General features: G+C 42.7%; 23 protein-coding genes, 2 tRNA genes and 1 other RNA gene. 17 read left to right on the plus strand and 9 right to left on the minus strand.

All coding sequences use genetic code 11. From position 1 onward, the window contains the following. Positions 1-277: 277 nt before the first annotated feature. Complete coding sequence (locus tag AAGA18_09570; GenBank protein ID MEM9445589.1) at positions 278-496, plus strand: hypothetical protein; 219 nt, start codon at positions 278-280, stop codon at positions 494-496. 224 nt (positions 497-720) lie between these two features. Here AAGA18_09570 and AAGA18_09575 read toward each other — a convergent pair whose 3' ends face one another. Further along, positions 721-942, minus strand: coding sequence for a hypothetical protein (locus tag AAGA18_09575; protein MEM9445590.1), 222 nt, complete (start codon positions 940-942; stop codon positions 721-723). Positions 943-1,063: 121 nt separating this feature from the next. Here AAGA18_09575 and AAGA18_09580 point away from each other — a divergent pair, with 121 nt between their 5' ends. Both AAGA18_09580 and AAGA18_09585 read left to right on the plus strand, forming a co-directional pair. Further along, positions 1,064-1,315 (plus strand): helix-turn-helix domain-containing protein, encoded by a 252-nt coding sequence (locus tag AAGA18_09580; protein MEM9445591.1) that lies wholly within the window; start codon positions 1,064-1,066, stop codon positions 1,313-1,315. A 147-nt stretch (positions 1,316-1,462) separates the two neighbouring features. Beyond that, positions 1,463-1,831 (plus strand): transposase, encoded by a 369-nt coding sequence (locus AAGA18_09585; protein ID MEM9445592.1) that lies wholly within the window; start codon positions 1,463-1,465, stop codon positions 1,829-1,831. Positions 1,832-2,412: 581 nt separating this feature from the next. Here AAGA18_09585 and AAGA18_09590 read toward each other — a convergent pair. The 8 genes from AAGA18_09590 to AAGA18_09625 all read right to left on the minus strand — a co-directional run bounded on the left by AAGA18_09590 (position 2,413) and on the right by AAGA18_09625 (position 8,297). Continuing rightward, positions 2,413-2,898 (minus strand): redoxin domain-containing protein, encoded by a 486-nt coding sequence (locus AAGA18_09590; protein MEM9445593.1) that lies wholly within the window; start codon positions 2,896-2,898, stop codon positions 2,413-2,415. A 21-nt stretch (positions 2,899-2,919) separates the two neighbouring features. Further along, a complete protein-coding gene (locus AAGA18_09595; protein ID MEM9445594.1) occupies positions 2,920-5,073 on the minus strand; it encodes a polyribonucleotide nucleotidyltransferase in 2,154 nt (717 codons plus the stop codon). Positions 5,074-5,254: 181 nt separating this feature from the next. Further along, entirely contained in the window at positions 5,255-5,518 is a 264-nt protein-coding gene (gene rpsO / locus AAGA18_09600; GenBank protein MEM9445595.1) for a 30S ribosomal protein S15, read from the minus strand. 186 nt (positions 5,519-5,704) lie between these two features. Next, positions 5,705-5,908 (minus strand): hypothetical protein, encoded by a 204-nt coding sequence (locus AAGA18_09605; GenBank protein ID MEM9445596.1) that lies wholly within the window; start codon positions 5,906-5,908, stop codon positions 5,705-5,707. A 327-nt stretch (positions 5,909-6,235) separates the two neighbouring features. After that, positions 6,236-7,270, minus strand: a complete 1,035-nt coding sequence (locus AAGA18_09610; protein MEM9445597.1) for a LamG domain-containing protein — start codon at positions 7,268-7,270, stop codon at positions 6,236-6,238. Positions 7,271-7,381: 111 nt separating this feature from the next. Beyond that, positions 7,382-7,474: signal recognition particle sRNA small type (ffs, locus tag AAGA18_09615), an RNA gene on the minus strand. A gap of 96 nt (positions 7,475-7,570) precedes the next feature. Then, a complete protein-coding gene (locus tag AAGA18_09620; protein MEM9445598.1) occupies positions 7,571-8,125 on the minus strand; it encodes a LysR family substrate-binding domain-containing protein in 555 nt (184 codons plus the stop codon). 13 nt (positions 8,126-8,138) lie between these two features. Continuing rightward, positions 8,139-8,297: a LysR family transcriptional regulator gene (locus AAGA18_09625; protein MEM9445599.1), complete on the minus strand. Its 159-nt coding sequence runs from the start codon at positions 8,295-8,297 to the stop codon at positions 8,139-8,141. A 391-nt stretch (positions 8,298-8,688) separates the two neighbouring features. On the opposite strand from AAGA18_09625, the gene AAGA18_09630 reads away from it, so the two are divergent. The 14 genes from AAGA18_09630 (at position 8,689) to rpoB (ending at position 20,282) form a co-directional block, all read left to right on the plus strand. Continuing rightward, positions 8,689-8,835 (plus strand): hypothetical protein, encoded by a 147-nt coding sequence (locus AAGA18_09630; protein ID MEM9445600.1) that lies wholly within the window; start codon positions 8,689-8,691, stop codon positions 8,833-8,835. Positions 8,836-9,040: 205 nt separating this feature from the next. Further along, positions 9,041-9,163, plus strand: coding sequence for an SDR family oxidoreductase (locus AAGA18_09635; GenBank protein MEM9445601.1), 123 nt, complete (start codon positions 9,041-9,043; stop codon positions 9,161-9,163). 445 nt (positions 9,164-9,608) lie between these two features. Beyond that, on the plus strand, positions 9,609-10,754 hold the full coding sequence (gene carA, locus AAGA18_09640) for a glutamine-hydrolyzing carbamoyl-phosphate synthase small subunit (GenBank protein MEM9445602.1): 1,146 nt from the start codon (positions 9,609-9,611) through the stop codon (positions 10,752-10,754). 19 nt (positions 10,755-10,773) lie between these two features. Then, positions 10,774-11,277 (plus strand): FHA domain-containing protein, encoded by a 504-nt coding sequence (locus tag AAGA18_09645; protein MEM9445603.1) that lies wholly within the window; start codon positions 10,774-10,776, stop codon positions 11,275-11,277. Positions 11,278-11,498: 221 nt separating this feature from the next. Further along, positions 11,499-11,570, plus strand: a tRNA-Thr gene (locus tag AAGA18_09650). 114 nt (positions 11,571-11,684) lie between these two features. Then, the gene (tuf, locus tag AAGA18_09655) at positions 11,685-12,878 is read left to right on the plus strand and encodes an elongation factor Tu (protein ID MEM9445604.1); all 1,194 of its coding nucleotides are present in this window, start codon (positions 11,685-11,687) and stop codon (positions 12,876-12,878) included. A 74-nt stretch (positions 12,879-12,952) separates the two neighbouring features. After that, positions 12,953-13,025, plus strand: a tRNA-Trp gene (locus tag AAGA18_09660). 10 nt (positions 13,026-13,035) lie between these two features. Next, a complete protein-coding gene (locus tag AAGA18_09665) occupies positions 13,036-13,338 on the plus strand; it encodes a preprotein translocase subunit SecE (protein ID MEM9445605.1) in 303 nt (100 codons plus the stop codon). Positions 13,339-13,341: 3 nt separating this feature from the next. Next, entirely contained in the window at positions 13,342-14,004 is a 663-nt protein-coding gene (gene nusG, locus AAGA18_09670) for a transcription termination/antitermination protein NusG (protein MEM9445606.1), read from the plus strand. Positions 14,005-14,019: 15 nt separating this feature from the next. After that, entirely contained in the window at positions 14,020-14,445 is a 426-nt protein-coding gene (rplK, locus tag AAGA18_09675) for a 50S ribosomal protein L11 (protein ID MEM9445607.1), read from the plus strand. An 85-nt stretch (positions 14,446-14,530) separates the two neighbouring features. Beyond that, positions 14,531-15,229 carry a 50S ribosomal protein L1 gene (rplA, locus tag AAGA18_09680; GenBank protein ID MEM9445608.1) on the plus strand — a complete coding sequence of 233 codons (699 nt, stop codon included), beginning with the start codon at positions 14,531-14,533 and terminating at the stop codon, positions 15,227-15,229. Positions 15,230-15,237: 8 nt separating this feature from the next. Further along, positions 15,238-15,747: a 50S ribosomal protein L10 gene (rplJ, locus tag AAGA18_09685; GenBank protein MEM9445609.1), complete on the plus strand. Its 510-nt coding sequence runs from the start codon at positions 15,238-15,240 to the stop codon at positions 15,745-15,747. 172 nt (positions 15,748-15,919) lie between these two features. Next, the gene (gene rplL / locus AAGA18_09690) at positions 15,920-16,309 is read left to right on the plus strand and encodes a 50S ribosomal protein L7/L12 (protein MEM9445610.1); all 390 of its coding nucleotides are present in this window, start codon (positions 15,920-15,922) and stop codon (positions 16,307-16,309) included. 133 nt (positions 16,310-16,442) lie between these two features. Beyond that, complete coding sequence (rpoB, locus tag AAGA18_09695) at positions 16,443-20,282, plus strand: DNA-directed RNA polymerase subunit beta (protein ID MEM9445611.1); 3,840 nt, start codon at positions 16,443-16,445, stop codon at positions 20,280-20,282. Positions 20,283-20,306: the final 24 nt, after the last annotated feature.

Genomic DNA, 20,306 nt, shown 5'->3' on the forward strand with positions numbered 1-20,306 from the left:
CTAAAAAGGATGTTTTTGAGACCCAAAATGACACTGATCATTTTGCGCTATTTTTATCGATATAGTAAAATTTAAATACTCGTATGTTGATTTAATTTATTAAAAAAAGTAAAAACCAGTCTTGTCGATCGGCAAATTCACTTCATGATGTGGCATCTTGCGAATCATTGGAGAAGGTGCCATGATCATGAATATATCTTCTTTGGTTTTAAAATGCCAAGTGACTCGGGTAAAAGAGTATCCCAAGGTTTGCTGATCAACCATAAAGAGAGAAGAAATGAATATAAGAAAAGCAGATGTTGCCTTTGTAGAGGAGCTTGTAAGTAGGGCTGGTGACAAGGATATGACCATGATGGTCACAATAAATAAGCAGAAACTTTACATCCCTATGAGTAAGAAGGAGTCTATACGGCTTTCTGAGATATGTGAGGCTCAGGGGTTACCGAGGACTGAGTTACTCAAGAGGCAGCTTTCACAGGAAAAGGTTTATGCGTAAGGCTGCTTTCTTCCAAATGTAGGAGACATGAGGATGAAGTCTTTAGGTTGATGAGTCTCCGGAAGACAAGAGCGACTGGGAGCCTTTGACGGTGGTTTCAAGTAGACTACTTGAAATTCCTAGCTCTTTATCGCTGAAAGAACAAGCTCCCTCTCATTATCGGGGTCTGGAAGCCTCAGGTCTCAGAAAGATTCGAGGTATAGGCCGATCGGTTCATCAGGATTTTAATCAGGGCCTTTAAGCGTTAGCTTGCCTAGATCATATAGCCTCGTAAATACAATATCCTTTTGGTCATTGGCTAGGCCTAGAAATCTCTGGATTTGATTTAATTGAGCAACAGCAAGCAGTTCGATATGGCTGTCTACTATTACTTCTTCTTGGCTAAGTATCTGTCTTAGGTCATCTTGGATACTGTTAAATTTGTATTTGTTCTGATCTAGTTTCATTTTTAAATCTTCTACTTCTTCAGGACTCAATCTAAAGCGCTCGGCTAAGACATCTAGAGCGTTTTACATTTAGTTATTATCATTCTGTACATTATAAGGGTATGGAACTATAAGCTTAAGGATGAAAGCATATAGTAAGGATTTAAGAGAGAAGATCATAAGAGCCCTAGAATCAGGCATGAGTCAAACACAGGCATCAATAGCCTTTGGAGTTTGCCGAATGACGGTGTCTGGATACTGGCAGCGCTATAAGAAAGAGGGTCAGGTCTATTGTAAGCAAATAGGAGGTTATGGTAAAAGTAAACTAAGAGGGCTGAAGACGAGGTCATCAAATGGATTGAGGCCAAGCCTGAACTCACACTCAAGCAACTAAGCCACAAGCTAGAAAAGCATTGTGGGATCAAACTGACCCTTAGAACCTTACATTATCACTTAAAGAAAATGGGCTATAGCTTTAAAAAAAACGTTTCGGGCCAGCGAGCGTGGGCGCACTGATATACAAGCCAAACGCCAAGAATGGATGTGGTATCAACTCCGCTGGAATCCACAACGACTTGTTTTCCTTGATGAGACAGGAGTCAATACCAAGATGACACCTCTCTATGGCCGGTCCTTGCGAGGCCAAAGGTGTCAGAGCCATGTTCCATACGGGCATTGGAATAGTTCAACATTCCTAGCAGCCTTAAGACATGAAAAGCTTACCGCCCCACTACTCATTGAAGGGGCAATGGACGGAGCGGTGTTCGTAGGCTATATCGAGCAGCAACTCTGCCCCACTTTGGAGCAAGGTGATATTGTCATCTGTGATAATTTGCCAGCTCACAGGGTCAAAGGGGTCAGAGAAGCTATCGAAGCTGCAGGAGCCAAACTTTTTTACTCACCAGCTTAGAGTCCTGATCTCAACCCTATCGAAATGGCTTTTGCAAAGTTTAAAACACTTCTTAGAGATGCGGCTAAGAGAACTTGGGATGATTTAGTTGAGGCCGTAAATGACGCCTTTGACTCTTTTACTTCCCAAGATTGCACAAACTTCTTTAGCCATTGTCACTATGTATAAACCTAAATGTAAAATGCTCTAGGTGGGCGCGTTCGAGGAGTTGTAGTTCTTTATGTGGAAAAAGAGAAAGTGGATAATGCAATCCCTTTCATATTTTTGGGGGATTATTTTCAGAGAGACACCCACTCATTTCGCGAGGGATCTCATCAGTAAGAGTTCTAATCTATCTTTTAGGGTCCAAATGCCGGTTTATGAGCTTATTCCTATACCTTTGTGGGAAGGGTCACCGCCTTTTGAGCCTAAGAGAAAAGAATTTGTAAATTATCATCCTTAGATGAGTATTAGGAGTATGGCAGCCTTGGAAGTATTTTTTCAATCCGAGACCAGACGTCCCATAAGAAAAATCTCTATGAAGAAATAGCAAAGGCTCTGGAAACAGTGCCTTTGCTTATCTCAGAGTAAAAAAAGAGCTTTTAAGCCGTGACAGTCTCGCCGAGAGCTTTTTTAATCTCGGCAAAGTTTGGCAAGTCTTTCGGTGTAGGCGTTTGCTCACTGTAAATAACTTCACCGTCTTTATTAATGACGAAAGCGGCGCGCGCACTGACGGATCCTAAACCTAAGAGATCAGGCAGTAATACGTCATAATCCTGGGCTGTTTTCTTGTTGAGGTCACTCAAAATTTTGATGTCAATTTTCTCTTTTTGAGCCCACACTTCTTGAGCAAATGGACTATCCACACTGATAGCATAAACTTCAGCATTTAGTTCCTCATATTGCTTAATTCCAGAAGTGATATCGCACATTTCTTGAGTGCATACACTAGTGAATGCTAATGGGAAGAAGAGCAAAACAGTATTCTTCTCGCCAAAGTTATCACTAAGCGTGATGTCTTGAATCCCTTCGTTTGTTTTGCACTTTAGGGTGAAGTCGGGAGCTTTAGTTCCAACTGTTATAGCCATAATATCTCCTTTGGTTTTGGGTTACTGGGAAACGGGTTGTTTCTCGGATTCTTTTTCTTCATTTTCAGCAATATCCTTCATTGCAGCCTTGCGTGAAAGTTTGACTCTTCCTTTGTCATCAATACCAATGCATTTTATCCAGACTTCCTCTCCAACTTTTACAACGTCCGCAACTTTATTGACGCGTGTGTCAGATAATTCTGAAATATGCACAAGACCATCTCGTCCAGGAAATACTTCTACAAAAGCACCAAAGTCCTTGATAGAAACAACGCGGCCACGATAGATCTTGCCAACGATGATTTCCCCGCACATACCATCGACAATTTCCTTGGCACGCTCCATACCTTGAGGATTGGTACAATAAATTTTGACAGTCCCATCATCATCAATATTAATTTCTGCTCCTGTTTCTGCGGCGATTCCTTTAATAGTCTTACCACCGGGTCCAATTAATAGGCCGATCTTATCAGGATTAATTTTTAAGGTCTCAATGCGTGGAGCATACTTGGATAATTCGTTACGAGGGGATGCCATAACAGTATCCATGAAGTCCAAAACCTTTAAGCGTGATCGGGTTGCACGATCTACCGCTTCTTTAAATAATGTTAGGGATATACCGGGAAGTTTTAGATCTAACTGAAATCCGGTTACTCCATCTCTAGTGCCGCAAAGCTTGAAGTCCATATCGCCAAAGTGGTCTTCACTTCCAATGATGTCGTCGAGCAAAGTATAGCGCTTGATTTTGTTTTGCTCATCGAACTCGGTTACCAACCCGCAAGAAATACCTGCTACTGGTTTTGTGAGAGGGACGCCGGCATCCATAAGTGCTAAAGTTCCGCCGCATACGGAAGCCATTGAAGTAGATCCGTTAGACTCCATGATTTCAGAGCTGACACGAATAGCGTAAGGAAATTCCTCTTCCGGTGGAATAACCGCAACGATGGAGCGTTCTGCTAGGGCTCCATGCCCAATTTCGCGTCTGTTAAGTCCGCCGGTGCGACCTGTTTCACCCACACTGAATGGAGGGAAATTGTAATGTAAAATAAAACGCTTGGTGTCCACGCCGCCAGTGTAGCCATCAAGCTGTTGAGCTTCTTCCACAGGTGCGAGGGTAGCTAAGCAAAGTGCCTGAGTTTCTCCTCTGGCAAATAGCGCTGAGCCGTGGGAGCGCGGAATGAGATCAACTTCTCCACTGAGATCGCGGATTTTTTCAGTCGTTCTTCCATCGCAGCGTTGCTGTTTATCCAATATACTCAACCGAAAAGCTTTCTTTTGTAGGTAATCAAATGCTTGATTGATTTCAAATTCAGTAGCATCTTCAAATTTCTCTAAAATTTTAGCCTCTACTTCATCTCTTAGTGTTGAAACCGCTTTTCCACGTTCTACCTTACTGGGCGTGTAGATAGCTTTTTCAATTCGGTCGCCGGCTACTTCGTAAGCAATTTCTAACAATTCTTCACGAACCAGCATAAGGGGTACTTCACGTTTAGTTTTTCCAGCTTTTTCAGCAAGCTCATTTTGTAAGGCGACTAGTTTAGTCACTTGCTCTTGAGCGTAATCGAGCGCTGCACAGAAATCTGCTTCGGGTATCTCCAAACCAGAGCCCTCTATCATGAGCACGTCTGTTTCGTTACCGACATAGACTAGATCTAGATCACTGTTTTCTTGCTCAACATGAGTGGGGTTAGCAATAAATTTGCCATCTAATCGTGCTATTCGAACGGCTCCCACTGGTCCTGCCCAAGGAATGTCCGAGAGCATGAGAGCTGCGGATGCTCCGTTTATAGATAAAATGTCGGGGTCATTTTCACCATCAGCTGAAAGCAAAACACTAATAATTTGAGTATCATAGAGATAGCCCTTTGGAAAAAGGGGGCGAAGTGGACGGTCTGTCATTCTGGCTGTTAAAATTTCCTTTTCGCTTGGACGGCCCTCGCGCTTGAAATAGCCACCGGGAAATTGTCCCGCAGCCGCAGCCTTCTCTCGGTAATCAACAGTTAACGGGAAAAAGTCTTGTCCCTCCTTGACTTTGGTTTGCGAGACTGCCGTTACTAAAATGATTGTTTCGCCTGACCGGATAGTGACTGCACCATCAGCAAGTTTGGCAACTTTACCTGTTTCAAATGTGATTTCTTTACCATCTAGTTCGGTAGAGAGTGTGGTTGTAGACATGTGTGTTCCTCTGCTTTCTTATTATAATTTGGTTTTGATTTGATGCTATGATTTAGCAGTGAGAACGACATTTTCGAAAGAGAGGGCAGAGGACAAATCAAACTCATGAGACCTGTGGCTTTGATTTGTTCTCTGGAACTCATTAGAAAAGCCGCACCTTTCGGGCTAGAATGATAACATATTACTTACGTATTTTTAGTTTCTTGATAAGGCTTTCGTAACGAGGCCTGTCGGTACGAATAAGGTAATCAAGAAGCTTACGACGACGGCTGACCATTTTAATAAGACCACGGCGAGAGCTGTGATCTTTTTTCGAGACTTTAAGGTGCTCTGTTAGATGATTAATACGATGAGTCAGCAGCGCGACTTGCACATCCGCCGACCCCGTGTCGCCTTCATGCAATCCATTATCTTTAATGATATTCTGTTTTAATACTGCTTCCATAATTATTGGATCTGGAAATTTGCCTTAGCATGACCAATTCGTCAAGAAGATTTATAGGAAAGTTCAACATAGTAAAACTGCCGAGTATACTTTTTAAAAAGCCGCAATATAGCATATACATCTTAATGGCTGGGTTACAATGCTAGTGCATCAAGTTATAAACTGAGCATGGCATAAGTGATTTAATTATGGAGTTTTAGAGACGGGTTTCTTGGTTAAGTGGAAATAAGGCACAAAGAGTAGCAATGCAATTGACACAGAAATTGGAGGACGAGCAATGCCTGGAGCACTCAGTCGTGCAGATGTTTTTGAGTTGATCATGGATGGTTTCTGTAAGAGAGGTTTTCGCAGCAGAATTTTATCCCACATCACTGTGAGTTTGTTTTTCATGTTCCTACGGACTTCCCTAAGCAAGGTAAAGTCTTTTCCACGAAGTTGCTCAAAGAGCTGCTTGCTCTAGCATATTGAATTAAATTTTGAGCTGAATGGTGCAATAGAGTCTTAAAGATCTGCACAAGATCTTGGTCCCAAGAAACCTAGAGTCTGCTAGAGGTATCATCTTTTGATACATTTTGGTTGTAACCCGTCCTAAGTGGGGGGGGATTCAAGTGTTCACAGATTTTTGCGTCGGATTGGTTCTCTGATATTAGAATGACCCAAGCATCATTGGGCTAAGAGAAGATTCTAGTCATATACTCTGAAAACCATATGAATTGACTACTTCTTGAAGAAATAAAATATTCCGATGCCAACAACGACTACGCCTACTGAGATCAAAAAGAATGCCATCAGAATGGCATAATGCTTACCTAGGCTTTTATCATTCGTAAGTTGACTTTGTGAAGGCTCTACAGCTTGATTTAAAGAGGGGTTGGTTTTACTCGTATTAGACATTGTAGGTTGGCTAGAGCTTTTGTTTTTCGTGGGTTGCTTCACCGTATTAGCTTTGACTAATTCGGTACTAGGTTCGACTGCGGTGGTATTTTTACGGAGAAAGAGGTTTTGAATATCTTTATCTGATAAAGCTGTAGAGAAAATTTTTACATCATCAATTAACCCATCGAAATGATTTTCAGGGGTGAACGTTGTCACATCAAGCCCACTATCAACGTCGAAATACCAGTCATGAGGAGCGCCAAGAGCGGAGCCTACGATATCTGACCGAATGAGGTTGTGATCAAGAAATTGATCTTTAGCAGCAATGATTCCATTAAGGAAAAGTGCACCCTCGCCGTTGTCAAAGCGCAAAACAACATGATTCCATTTTCCAAAAGGAAAGTCCGTTTTAAGCGAAAAATAAAACCACGCTCTAGGATTATTATTAAAACGGGTAAATGTACCCACGAGTTGAGAGTCTTGAAGGTAGATGGCCGATCCATTGCCCGATCCGATATTTAAAATAAATTGTTTGATTGGTCTGGACGCCGAGCTTTCTTTTGTTTTGAACCACAAGGAATAGGTTCTTTGATAATGCGATTCGTTTATGAAAGAAGTTTGCCTTTTTCTTCTTCTATTGGTGATGATGGATTTGCTTGATCTGGAAGAGTCAAACTGCATCGAGTGACTACCTTCTACACGATCATCAGAAAAAGTGATGTTTTCAAGCTGTAGTAAATCGTGATTTTTCATGGTGTCATTACCATTCTCTTCCATGCGCCAGTGGATGGTGGGTTCAAGAGTAGTGGCCTGTGAATATGAGTAAGGGCAGAAGAGTAGGCAAATGAATGCGCAAGCGGTTGGTTTCAAGGACATGACTAGTAGACTGATATATCGACCATTAAAAATTTCATATTACTGATTCGGAGAAAAACCTAATAACTTTGTTGAACCTATAATAGTTGCTATTCAGTTACAAATCAGTAAGTAGGCCAGGATGGCGGCAGTGGAGGTCAGGGTACCGTTGCTGCCTTTCAGCCCTGGCGGGGTTCGCCAGCCGCCACTCCACCATCACTGGTGAAAAGAGCATATCTTTTTAGTAAAGGTAAGACAAGCATTGACTTTTAGGGAAATTGTAAGTTTTTGCTAACGAATCTATTATTCGAGCTATATGGTTCAAAGAAATGGCTCGAGCGGGTTTGTCTTACCTTTTAGCCATCCTATTATGATGTTTATACCAATAGATGGACCGGAGTGAGGAATAAATTTGACAGATTTCGGGCATAGAGATCGCATGTTGCTAGCAATCACAGCAATACCTAAGTCTGTGGTCGCCATCATAATGGCTACTAGCAAGTTCGAGTCAGGCACTCCCTCGAGTCCACCGAATATATTCTGATAGAGTTGAGGGTTTCGATTTTTTGGGAAAAGAATAACTTTTTGATCTTTTAGATGTGAGAGTTTCAGTCTTGTTTTTTTACTAAGGGGGTTATCTTTAGAAATGGCAAAACCTAGTTTGTCTCGAGCAATTTTCGAGGAGGAAATATTTTGGTGTTTAAGTGAATCTAGAAAGAAACCGCATTCTAGGGATCCGGAAAGAATTTTTTGCCGGATTCCTGAGGAAGAATCTTCTTTTAAAGCTAGTTCATAATCTGGATATGCCCTTTTGAATTTAATCAATGGCTCGTGAATAAAGTTAAATACTGGCATTCCTACTATGCGAATTCGCATGAGTCCTGCCTTGCTAGATGCTGCGTTCGAATAACAGAAAACCGAGAATTTCCTCCAGCTCCTTGATTCTACGGCTTAATGCCGGTTGGATGATCCGGAGCTCTTCAGCCGTTATGCGATAATGAAGGTTTTTAGAGAGAGCCGTAAACGCCTTAAATGGGAAAAGGAAAATCTTTCGTGTAAAGAATTCATTATTTCATTTCAAGCATTAATAAAAGAAAATTATTATTAGAATCCAAATTAAAGATTCAAGATAATATGGTCTTGTAAAACTAATTCATGAGAAAGGAAATTGTGCTAGATAAAAATTACAGGATAAAGTTGTTGTCATATTGGGTTCTGCAAGAAACATGGGGCGCGGTTTTGTTCATGCCCTAGCAAAGCAAAGTGCCTCAGTTGTAATTCATCATTGGAAGGAGAGTTCAGCTCAAGATGTTGAGGAGACTGCACGTTTAGTTCAGAGTGTTGGATCAAAATCCCATATTGTATCATGAGATATCTCTAGCTACCCCCTCGTTAAAGATATTTTTGGTAAAATTGATATTGTGATTAATTGCTTGGGTATGGTTATCAAAAAGTCCTTTGTAGATTATACAGAAGAAGATTTTGACAAGTCTTTTAACAACAACCCTAAGGGGGCATTTTTAGTCATGAGAGAGGCTGCTCGTTGCATTCAGGAAAATGGACGAATTATTTCACCGGGCACCTAGCTTCTCAGAGCATTTACAGGTTACTATGGAGTTTACGCGGGTTTGAAGGCTCTTCTAGAGGACTTCTCACGCGCCCTTAGCGAAGGAGGTTGGCGAATGAGGTGTTACAGTTAATGTTGTTGCTCCTGGCTGAGTAGATACAGAGTTTTTCCATGGTGAAGAAAACGCAGACTCTGTTTCTGTTGCATATCTAAGCTCTGCTAGCGTGGCAAATCGTCTAGGCAAAATTCAAGATATTGTCCTTACAATAGAGTTCTTCTGTTCACCTGAAAGTCAATGGATTACAGGTCAAATATTATTTGTGAACGGTGGATTTACGACTAGGTAGGATGGTACTCAATATCTCATTTCCCTCTTATACTTTAAACCCGAATGATTCCATAGAGACTTCTAGGTCTGCCGAAGCTATTAGGCTCTAAGAGGCATTAAGTCTTCTCGAAGTATCACCTATTGAGCCCCATGTCGCTAACTTATTAGGATTGGCATTCTGCACGCTTGATAGTTGCCCTTTGCTTTCTTATAAAAGCGATGCTTATAAGACATGATGTAATAAATCTTCGTCGACTCTCTTTTGCTTGTGGCTTAAGCTTTTAGCCAGCTGGTTGAACTTCTATAACATCATTCGGGTTAAATGGAGTTGCGCGTCAGGTCAAAAAAATTCTGACCCATAATGCCATTAAGGTTCATTTGCTACTAAGCCCCATAGAATCGTGTGGACAGCCCATTAGATAAGTGCCTTTACAAGACTGACAAAGCGCATAGGTTAAGCGGGTATGTCAGGATTTTTAGCTTTAGAAGACGGATCAATTTTTAAAGGGGAATCATTTAGCGTGGAAATGACTGTGGCTGCAGAGATTTGTTTCAACACATCTATGACAGGTTATCAAGAGATGTTGACAGACCCTTCTTACAAAGGACAAATCTTGACTCTTACTTATCCAGAAATTGGAAATTATGGTGTTAACCAAGAGGATGTCGAATCAGAGCGCCCTCATGTAAGTGGTTTTGTCATTCGTGAATTGTCTCCTGTCGCTAGCAATTGGCGCAGTCGCGAGACGCTGACCTCTTATTTACAGCGTAACAATATTCCAGCCCTTAAAGGCGTTGACACTAGAGCTTTAACTAAGAAGTTACGGGAGGTAGGAGCTATGAAGGGCGTCCTTAGTACAGCAGGTATGGATGAGCAAGAGGCTGTCCGGATGGCAAAGGATTGGCACGGCCTTGAGGGCATTGATTACGTCAAAGAGGTGACTTGCAAGGAACCTTATGAATGGATGGATGAGGATAGTGAGGCCTGGGTAGATAATTATCGTCTCAAAGTGCTAAAACAAAGAGAAAAACTTCCTCCAGTGAAGCATCGGATAGTCGCATATGATTTTGGCATTAAGTATAACATACTGAGAAGGTTGAGACAGAATGGTTTTGCTGTGACAGTAGTCCCGGCCTCGACATCCGCTGAGCAGGTGATGAAGATGGATCCAGATGGGCTTTTTTTATCTAATGGTCCAGGAGATCCTTCTGCCTTACCTTATGCACATCAGGCAGTCAAAGAGCTAGTTGGTAAGAAGCCTATATTCGGTATTTGTATGGGGAACCAGATTTTGGCTCATGCTTTTGGAGGCAGAACCAAGAAGCTAAAATTTGGACACCGAGGTGGCAATCAACCAGTAAAGGATTTGGAAACGAATCGCGTTGCAATTACCTCTCAAAATCACGGTTTTGCGGTCGATGCAGAATCAATTGAAGCAGTCGGTGCCAAGGTGACGCATGTTAATTTAAACGATGGAACTTGCGAGGGGTTACGCCATAAAGAACTCCCCGTTTTTTCTGTCCAATATCATCCCGAAGCATCTCCTGGTCCTCATGATGCAGATTACTTTTTTCAGCAGTTTGCTAAAGTGATTGATAAATGCAAATAGAACAGATAAGTTAATTGCTATGCCGCGTTTGATTGTCGAGAGCCCTGACTTTGCTGGCCAAGCTTACGAGCTGACAGATCCCAAAATGACGATTGGTAGAGTTCCGGATAACATTGTTCACATACCAGACCCTAGTATTTCTAGCCACCATGGAGAATTACGCCTGGAAGGTGGCGATTATAAAATAGTCGATTTTAATTCCACCAATGGGACAAGGGTCAATGATGAGCGTATTTCTGAGTCTATTTTGCGAAATAATGATATTGTTATGTTTGGTAATGTTATTTTGCGGTATGAGTCAGAAAACGTTTTAAGCGCTCCGCCAATGCCAGATGCGATGCAAAATGCTTCTATAGGCGCGGTCGGGGGAAGAAATTCGGTGCGACCTGCCAACTTTAGCAATCTGGCTCCTTTCGCTAAGCCAGGGGCTAAAAAGGCCTCACTGCCTATGCCTCTGGTTCTTGCTGTAGTGGCAGCGTTTGCAGCTTTTGGATGGTACGTGACAAATTTATTCGTGCTGTAAATGGGCGTATTCTTTAGGGTTTTTTGAAGAAAGTAATTTTTTTCAAAAAACCCATTGACACCTATGCCTAAAAAGCCTAGAAATTTCCTTCCCCTAAACTTCTTAAGGTTGAGGTATGCCTAGTTTAATTATGGCAAATTGCTCGTGACACATAAGAAATGAGGGGGAAAAGTTTACTGGAAACAGCTTTGTCTGCCTTGGCGGACAAGGGACAACGGCTCGCCCCTGTAGCTCAGTGGCAGAGCGCGTCCTTGGTAAGGACGAGGTCGGCGGTTCAATCCCGCTCGGGGGCTGTTCCTTAAAAGCTTAGCGGTCGGAACCGATAAGTTGAAACATAAAAAACTTAAAATAAATTAAAGATAGAAAACAGATTGATACTTATTAGTTGAGGTTCAAGGAGTAGCAAAATGGCCAAAGAATCATTTCAAAGAGATAAACCACACGTAAATATCGGAACCATTGGACATGTAGACCATGGTAAAACGACATTGACCGCAGCAATTACAACAATTCTTGCGAAAAAGGGTGATGCCGAAGCCCGCGCATACGATCAAATCGATAATGCACCTGAGGAAAGAGAGCGCGGTATTACTATTAACACTGCGCATGTAGAGTATCAAACTGAGAAACGTCACTATGCTCATGTTGATTGCCCTGGCCATGCCGATTACGTCAAAAACATGATCACTGGCGCTGCGCAAATGGATGGAGGGATCTTGGTCTGCAGTGCAGCAGATGGGCCTATGCCCCAGACCCGAGAGCACATTCTTCTAGCGCGCCAGGTGGGTGTTCCGGCTTTGGTTGTGTTTTTAAACAAGGTTGACATGGTAGATGATGAAGAGCTTCTAGATTTAGTCGAATTGGAAGTTCGTGAATTGCTAAGTAAGTATGAGTTTCCTGGTGACACTATACCTATTGTGAAAGGTTCAGCTCTTAAGGCGTTGGAGTCCGGTGATCCATCTAGTGACGCTGCTAAATGTATCACTGATCTCATGGATGCTGTCGATGAGTACATTCCGATTCCTGAGCGCCCGAAAGATAAAACTTTCCTCATGCCAATAGAGGATGTATTCAACATAGCTGGACGCGGAACAGTGGCCACTGGTCGTGTTGAGCGAGGTATTTTAAATCGTAACGATGAGGTTGAGATCGTAGGAATTCGCGATACTCAAAAGACTGTTGTAACAGATATTGAGATGTTTCGTAAGATTTTAGATTCTGCTGAAGCAGGTGATAACGTAGGAATACTTTTACGTGGTGTAAAAAAAGAGGATATCGAGCGTGGCCAAGTTCTAGCAAAACCTGGGACAATTACACCTCACACCAAGTTTGAGGCAGCCGTTTATGTTCTCTCTAAAGAAGAAGGCGGACGCCATACTCCATTCTTTGCAAATTATCGCCCTCAGTTTTATTTTAGAACAACTGACGTAACAGGAGCAGTCACGTTGAAGGAAGGTGTTGAGATGGTCATGCCTGGTGACAATGTTGAATTTACAGTAGAGCTGATCACACCAATCGCTATGGAAGAGCAAATGCGTTTCGCGATCCGTGAGGGTGGACGCACCGTGGGTGCAGGACGTGTGACCAAGATCATTGAATAAAAATTAATTGGAATAGATTTACAGATCGGGTGGCCTGGGCAGTAGCAAATATCTGTTCAGGTAGATCCGTTTTTAGGGTAGTAGCTCAATTGGTAGAGCAGCGGTCTCCAAAACCGCAGGTTGGGGGTTCGATTCCCTCCTGCCCTGAACAAAAACAATGGAACAGTTATTGATAAATGAAAGCGTAGCGTTGACGATTTTTGTTTACGCTGCGGTTGGTATTACTCTCGGGCTTGTTATTTTCAAGCGCCAGGTAATCGCGAAGTTTAGCACTGAAGTTCGCACGGAGTTAATTAAATGCACTTGGCCCTGGGAAAAGGACCAAAAGGGGTTGAGAAAATATCGGGCTTTGATAAACACCACTGTTCTCATAGTGATAAGTACAATTTTATTAGCAGCGTACATATCTGGCTTTGACTATTTAATTACAAAATTAGTTGGTATGATGGTGAAATTTTAGATAATGAGTGAAGAAGATTCTCAGATTCAAGGTCAGCCAGTAAGCACGCAAGCTTCTGAGACTGTAAACGAGGGTAACGCAATACCGTTGGAGGATGATCCGAAGGGCGAGCAGAAGTATCCTTCTCAGTGGTTTGCTGTTCACGTTTTATCTGGACAAGAAAATAATGTTGAGCGCTACATGCGTAAGCGTTTACCAGCTGAAGAGCTCGGGGATTACATCCACGATATTGTTATCCCTACTGAGCGTATCTCAGAGATTAAGCGAGGTAAGAAAACTGAAACAGATCGTAAGCTTTATCCAGGATATATTTTCATAGATATGTATCTGTATGATGATGATAACAACATGGTAGAGCCACCTTGGTATTTTATCAAAGAAACACCTGGTGTGATTGGCTTTGCGGATGGAGATCGTCCCATACCAATGAAGATGAGTGAGGTCAACGCCATGCTCGCACAAGTAAAAGAGAAAGAAGATCGGGTGGTACCAAAGATTTCCTTCACTGTGGGTGATAAAGTTCGCGTAGGTGATGGTCCTTTCCAAAGTCAGGAGGGTGTCATTGAAGAAGTTGATCCAGAAAAAGGAAGAGTTCGTGTGGCAGTGAGTATTTTTGGTCGTTCGACTCCGGTAGAATTAGAATATTGGCAAGTTGAAAAACTGTGAAATTAGGGAAATATAATGGCGAAGGAAATAGTTAACACAATTAAACTGCAAATCCCAGCAGGACAAGCAAACCCTGCACCACCTGTCGGACCTGCACTTGGTCAGGCAGGTGTAAATATCATGGCATTTTGCAAGGAATTTAATGCAAAGACTCAAAAAGAGGCGGGTAGTATCCTACCTGTGGTTATTTCAGTCTTTAAAGATAAGAGTTTCACATTTGTTACTAAATCTCCTCCTGCTGCAGTCCTTCTTAAGAAGGCAGCGAATATTGCGTCTGGTTCAAAAGAGCCTAATCGCGATAAGGTTGGAAAAGTAACTCGTGCGCAGGTTATGGAGATTGTTAAGACAAAAAAGAATGATTTGAATACTAGAGATGATGAAGCAGCTTTCCGTATAATTGCCGGAACAGCGCGACAAGCTGGTATTGAGATAGTAGATTAGAGTTCAGCTAGGTGGTTGAATTCGTAGGAGAGTAAAACTCGTTTGAACTACAACTCACTTCTACATAAGTGAGAGAAAGGTAAAGATGCCGAAAAAAAGAAGTAAAAGATATCTAGAGTCGATCAAGTTACTTGAGGACAGATCTTATGAGTTAAAAGAAGCGGTAGAAGTATTGAAAAAAATGCCGCATGGAAAAACACAACCTACTGTGGACCTAGCTTTTAGCTTAGGTGTAGACCCGCGTCAAAGTGATCAAATGGTGAGAGGAACGGTTTCACTACCTCACGGTTCTGGGAAAGAGGTTAAAGTCCTGGTTTTTGCTGAAGGTCAGGCTGCCGAAGCTGCAAAGGAAGCAGGTGCTGATTACGTAGGCTTTGATGAGCTTATTAAGAAAGTTCAAGGTGGTTTTCAAGCCTTTGATGTGGCAGTTGCTACACCTGAAGCGATGAAAGAAGTTCGTAAGCTTGGTAAGGTTCTAGGACCTCGCGGTTTGATGCCAAACCCGAAAACGGGTACAGTAACGCAAGATACCGCTAGAGCTGTCAATGAATGCAAAGCAGGACGTGTTGAATTTAAAGTAGATAAGACATCTAATTTGCATGTCGTATGCGGGAAGGCATCATTTACAGAATCTCAACTAGAGGAAAATGCTGCGGCAGTGATTGATGCAATTAAAAAAGCAAAGCCCGCAAGTTCTAAAGGGCGATACATAAAAACCTGTTTCTTGAGTGCAAGTTTTTCACCAAGCATCTCATTGGACACAAATAAGATTGTTAAAAATTAAGGAGTCATATGAGAGAGGAAAAGAAATCAATAGTAGAGAGTCTTTGTAAGAACCTTAATGAGTCTCCTTATTTGATCGTTGCTGACTATGGAGGCATGAAAGTTGATCAACTCAATGATTTACGTAATCGCCTCGCAGAAGTTGAGTCTGAGTTTCATATCGTAAAGAACACCTATGTTCGTAAGTCTCTAGAAGTTGAAGGCTTACCGGAGCTCAATGGGCATCTTGCGGGAGCTACAGCTATTTGCTTTGGAAATTCTGAAGTGACTGGAGCCGCTAAGATTTTAAAGAAGTTTGCATCTGAATGCGAAAAACCGGAAATACGAGTTGGTATTGTAGACCGTACGATTATTGATAAAGACGGAATTAAAGCAATTGCAGATCTTCCTCCACGAGAAGTTCTTTTAGCTAAGATTCTAGGGTTGATCAATGCACCTGCTACGAAGTTAGCAGTTATGATCAATACTCCAGGTTCACAACTCGCGCAGGTAATTAAAGCGAAAGCAGAGAAAGGCTAGATTTTATCATATAAATTAAATGGGTTCTATTGGACGCATTTAAAGAAAAGGCAATAAACTTGTCCTAGCTCGGAAGCCTTTCCGAGATAATTCGGTGGCGGGTGCCATCGGCTAGGCTGGTAGCAAAATGGAGAAAGTAAGGTTTGTGACAAAGCAAACCTCTTTAAATAATATGGCAGCTGACTTAGAAAACATTGTAGAACAACTCAGTGGTCTCACTGTGGTGGAAGCCGCAGACCTAGTTAAGAAATTGGAGGAATCTTGGGGCGTAAGTGCCGCAGCTCCCGTAGCAGCAGTAGCAGCACCTGGTGCAGGTGGAGGCGGTGATGCTGCGCCAGCAGAAGAAAAGACGGAATTTGACGTCATTCTTGCAGATGTTGGGGGTAACAAGATTGCAGTAATTAAAGAAGTTCGTGGTTGTGTCGATGGACTTGGCTTAGCTGATGCGAAAGCATTAGTAGAAAGTGCACCAAAAGCAATCAAGGAAGGCGTTAGCAAGGAGGAGGCTGAAGAGCTCAAGAAGAAGCTCGAAGCGACTGGCGCTAAAATTGAGATTAAATAAGTAAGTGGAATCTTTTTGTGCCGGAGTGCTTGAGTGAGTGCTCCGGTCCATCCGCTAAAAAACGAAGTAGTGGATGAGGAGGGTTCCCGAATAAGTGGGAACTAAAAATTAGAAGAATAAGGCAATATATATAATGGCTACAGCGCAAAAGACCGGAGAAAGAATTAATTTTGGCGAAATTGGCGATGCTGTTGAGATGCCAAATCTCATAGAAGTGCAGCTAAGATCCTACGAGGATTTCTTGCAAGCAAGCATCGACGGCAAGAAAAGAAAAATGGAAGGACTATATGCGGTATTTCGTGAAGTTTTCCCCATTGAGAGTTATGACGAAAAAATCACTTTAGATTTTGTCGATTATGAAATAGCCAAACCGAAAATGAGCCCGATCGAGTGCCAACGAGAAGGTAGCACGTTTGCAGCTCCCTTGTATGTCACATTTCGTTTAAAAAATGAGGACAACGTTCTCGAAGAAAAAGTTTACATGGGAGAACTCCCTTTGATGACTCCAGAAGGGACGTTCATTGTAAATGGTGCTGAGCGTGTGGTAGTAAGCCAACTACATCGTTCCCCTGGTATTTGTTTTGAGTCCACCATCCACCCAAACGGTAAAACTTTATATTCGTTCCGTATTATCCCTGACCGTGGTTCATGGTTAGAAGTTGTCTTTGATACGAGTGACATGCTTTATGTTCACTTGGATCGACGTAAGCGACGTCGCAAGTTTCTTGTGACTACTTTTTTGCGCGCTTTAGGCTACAGCACAGATGAGGATATTATTTCTCTTTTCTACCAAATTGAGGATCTCGAATTAAAAGCCGAGATGGATGAAAATGAAATTAGTCGATTTGTTTTAATTAGTGAAATTCGTGACACAGCAAACCAAGACTTAGTGGTTGCTAGAGCATTTGAACCGCTAACCAAATCTGTAGTTCGCCAACTACTTGATTTGGATATTGCAGACGTGCCTGTGGTAGACATTAGTAATGATGACACCATTATCCGTTGTCTGAAAAAGGATCCGACTCGTGACACAGAAGAGGCGTTGAAAGATATTTATAAGCGCTTACGCCCTGGTGATCCTCCCACAGTTACCAACGCAAAGGCTCTGATTAAACGTCTTTTCTTCGATCCTAAACGTTACGACATTGGTCGTGTGGGTCGTTACAAGATCAATCAGAAGCTTAATATTGATGTTGATTTAGATATACGCACCCTAGTAAATGAAGACATTGTTGCAGCAACGAGTTACGTCATTAACCTTCGTCAAGGTGAGGGAACTACAGATGACATTGACCATTTAGGAAGTAGGCGCGTCCGCGCAGTTGGCGAGCTTCTTGCCAATCAGTGTCGCACCGGTCTTGCACGAACCGAGCGTCTCGTAAAAGAGAGAATGACCTTATTCGATGTGAATACCGAAGGGATGACTCCTCAAAAACTTATCAATCCAAAAGCCCTTTCGGCGGTGATTCGTGATTTCTTTGGTCGGAGCCAGCTTTCCCAGCTGATGGATCAGACCAATCCACTTTCGGAATTGACTCATAAACGTAGGCTTTCTGCGCTTGGTCCTGGAGGTTTAAGTCGTGACCGTGCTGGATTTGAGGTTCGAGACGTTCATCCATCGCACTACGGGCGAATTTGCCCTATTGAGACCCCTGAAGGACCTAACATTGGGTTGATCTCGTCCATGTCGACTTTCTCCCAGATTAATGAATTTGGTTTTATTGAGACTCCGTATCGTCGAGTCCACGAAGGAAGAGTGACGAAGGATATTCACTACCTGACAGCCGACCAAGAGGAATCCTTCATTGTGGCTCAGGCTAACGCGCCATTGGATAATAAGGGTACTTTCGTAAATCCCAAAGTTTCAGTGCGCTATCGTGGTGAATTCTTGGAAGTAGATCCAGACCGTGTTCACTATATGGATGTTTCCCCTAAGCAGTTGGTTTCTGTTGCTGCGAGCCTCATTCCTTTTCTGGAGCACGATGATGCTAACCGCGCATTGATGGGATCAAATATGCAGCGCCAAGGAGTTCCACTATTGAGAACAGACTCTCCATTGGTGGGAACCGGCATGGAAGCGAAAGTGGCTCGTGACTCACATGCTGTAATGGTTACAGAGATCGCTGGAGTTGTTGCGTCGGTTACTGCGAATCAAATTGTCATTAGTTCCGATGGAACTCTTCCTGAGAAAAAGAAGCTAAGGCACAATCCTGAAGAAGGACTTGCGGTTTATACTCTTCGCAAGTTCATGCGTTCTAATGCAGGAACTTGCATTAACCAAAAGGCTCTCGTTGCCAATGGTGACAAGGTTGCCAAGGGTCAGGTTATTGCTGACGGCCCATGCACTCAAAATGGAGAATTAGGTCTAGGGCGCAATGTGCTTGTGGCTTTCATGCCCTGGAATGGTTATAACTTTGAGGATGCTATCTTGATCAGCGAGAAAATTGTTAAACAGGACATTTACACAAGCATCCATATTGACGAATTTGAAATTTCAGCTCGCGATACTAAGTTGGGACCTGAGGAAATCACACGGGATATCCCTAATGTTGGAGATGAGGCTTTAAAGAATCTTGGTCCTGATGGTGTGGTGCGTATTGGTGCTGAGGTAAACCCTGGGGATATCTTAGTAGGTAAAATCACGCCAAAGAGTGAAACAGAGTTGGCACCTGAAGAGCGTTTATTGCGTGCAATTTTTGGTGAAAAAGCTGCAGATGTAAAAGACTCGTCACTTGTCGTTCCCTCTGGAACTTCTGGTATCATCATGGATGTCAAAGTCACTTCTGGAAATACCAAGGTAATGGTCCAGAAACTATCACCTGCGGAAGCTAAGCGTCAGCAAAAGACACTTGATGACAAGTATGAAAAGAAGACTGCCGAGTTAACAGAAGAGTTGACCCAATCGCTTTCAAACATCCTTCTTAACGAAAAGATACCTCTGGATGTGGTCAATGCGGAAACCGGAGAAATTATCATTCCCGCAAACCGTAAGATCACCAAGACTTTGCTTCGTAAGATGGCCTCAGTTTACGATAATATTGAGATTGATCCCAGCCCTATTCGTATCAAGATTCGTGAGATTATTAGCACATTTGAAAATCGTTTCCAGCAGCTCGAAAATGAGAAGGAAGTAGAAATGGATCGTGTCCAGGCTGGAGATGAAGTGGACCCTGGGATCATCAAGCAAGTTAAAGTTTTTGTAGCTTCCAAGAGAAAATTGCAAGTGGGCGATAAAATGGCTGGACGCCACGGTAACAAAGGTGTTGTTGCTAAAATTGTTCCCGAAGAAGATATGCCTTTCTTGCCGGATGGCACTCCTGTTGAGATTGTTTTGAATCCCCTAGGTGTGCCTTCACGGATGAATGTCGGACAGGTTTTGGAAACACACCTTGGAATCGCTGCCAAAGCATTAGGATTCAAAGTAGCTACTCCTGTATTTGACGGTATTCCTGAATCTAAAATCCGTTCATATCTAGAAGAGGCGGGGCTAGATCCTGATGGTAAATCTTATCTCTATGATGGGCGCACAGGCGATCGATTTGACCAACGTGTCGTGGTAGGGCAGATCTATATGCTAAAACTAGGCCATTTGGTAGCTGATAAGATTCACGCTCGTGCAGTTGGTCCTTATTCTCTGGTGACGCAGCAGCCATTGGGCGGTAAAGCACAATATGGTGGTCAACGTTACGGGGAGATGGAAGTATGGGCCATGGAAGCCTATGGCGCTGCCTATACACTACAGGAACTATTGACTGTTAAGTCTGATGACGTTCCTGGACGGACCAAGATTTATGAGAGCATTGTTAAGGGTGATAACTCGCTTGAAGCGGGAACTCCTGAATCCTTCAATGTATTGATCAAGGAAATGCAGAGCCTTTGCTTAGATGTAAAGGTGGGGGAACGAACGAAACGTTGGGTTGAAAAGCCAACCAAACGCGCTACTGAAACGGAAGAAGTAGGAGAAGCTGCTTAAGCGCATTTTAAGAAAGGTCTCAAA

Source organism: Verrucomicrobiota bacterium, assembly GCA_039192515.1.
In the GTDB taxonomy this organism is placed as follows: Bacteria; Verrucomicrobiota; Verrucomicrobiia; order Methylacidiphilales; family JBCCWR01; genus JBCCWR01.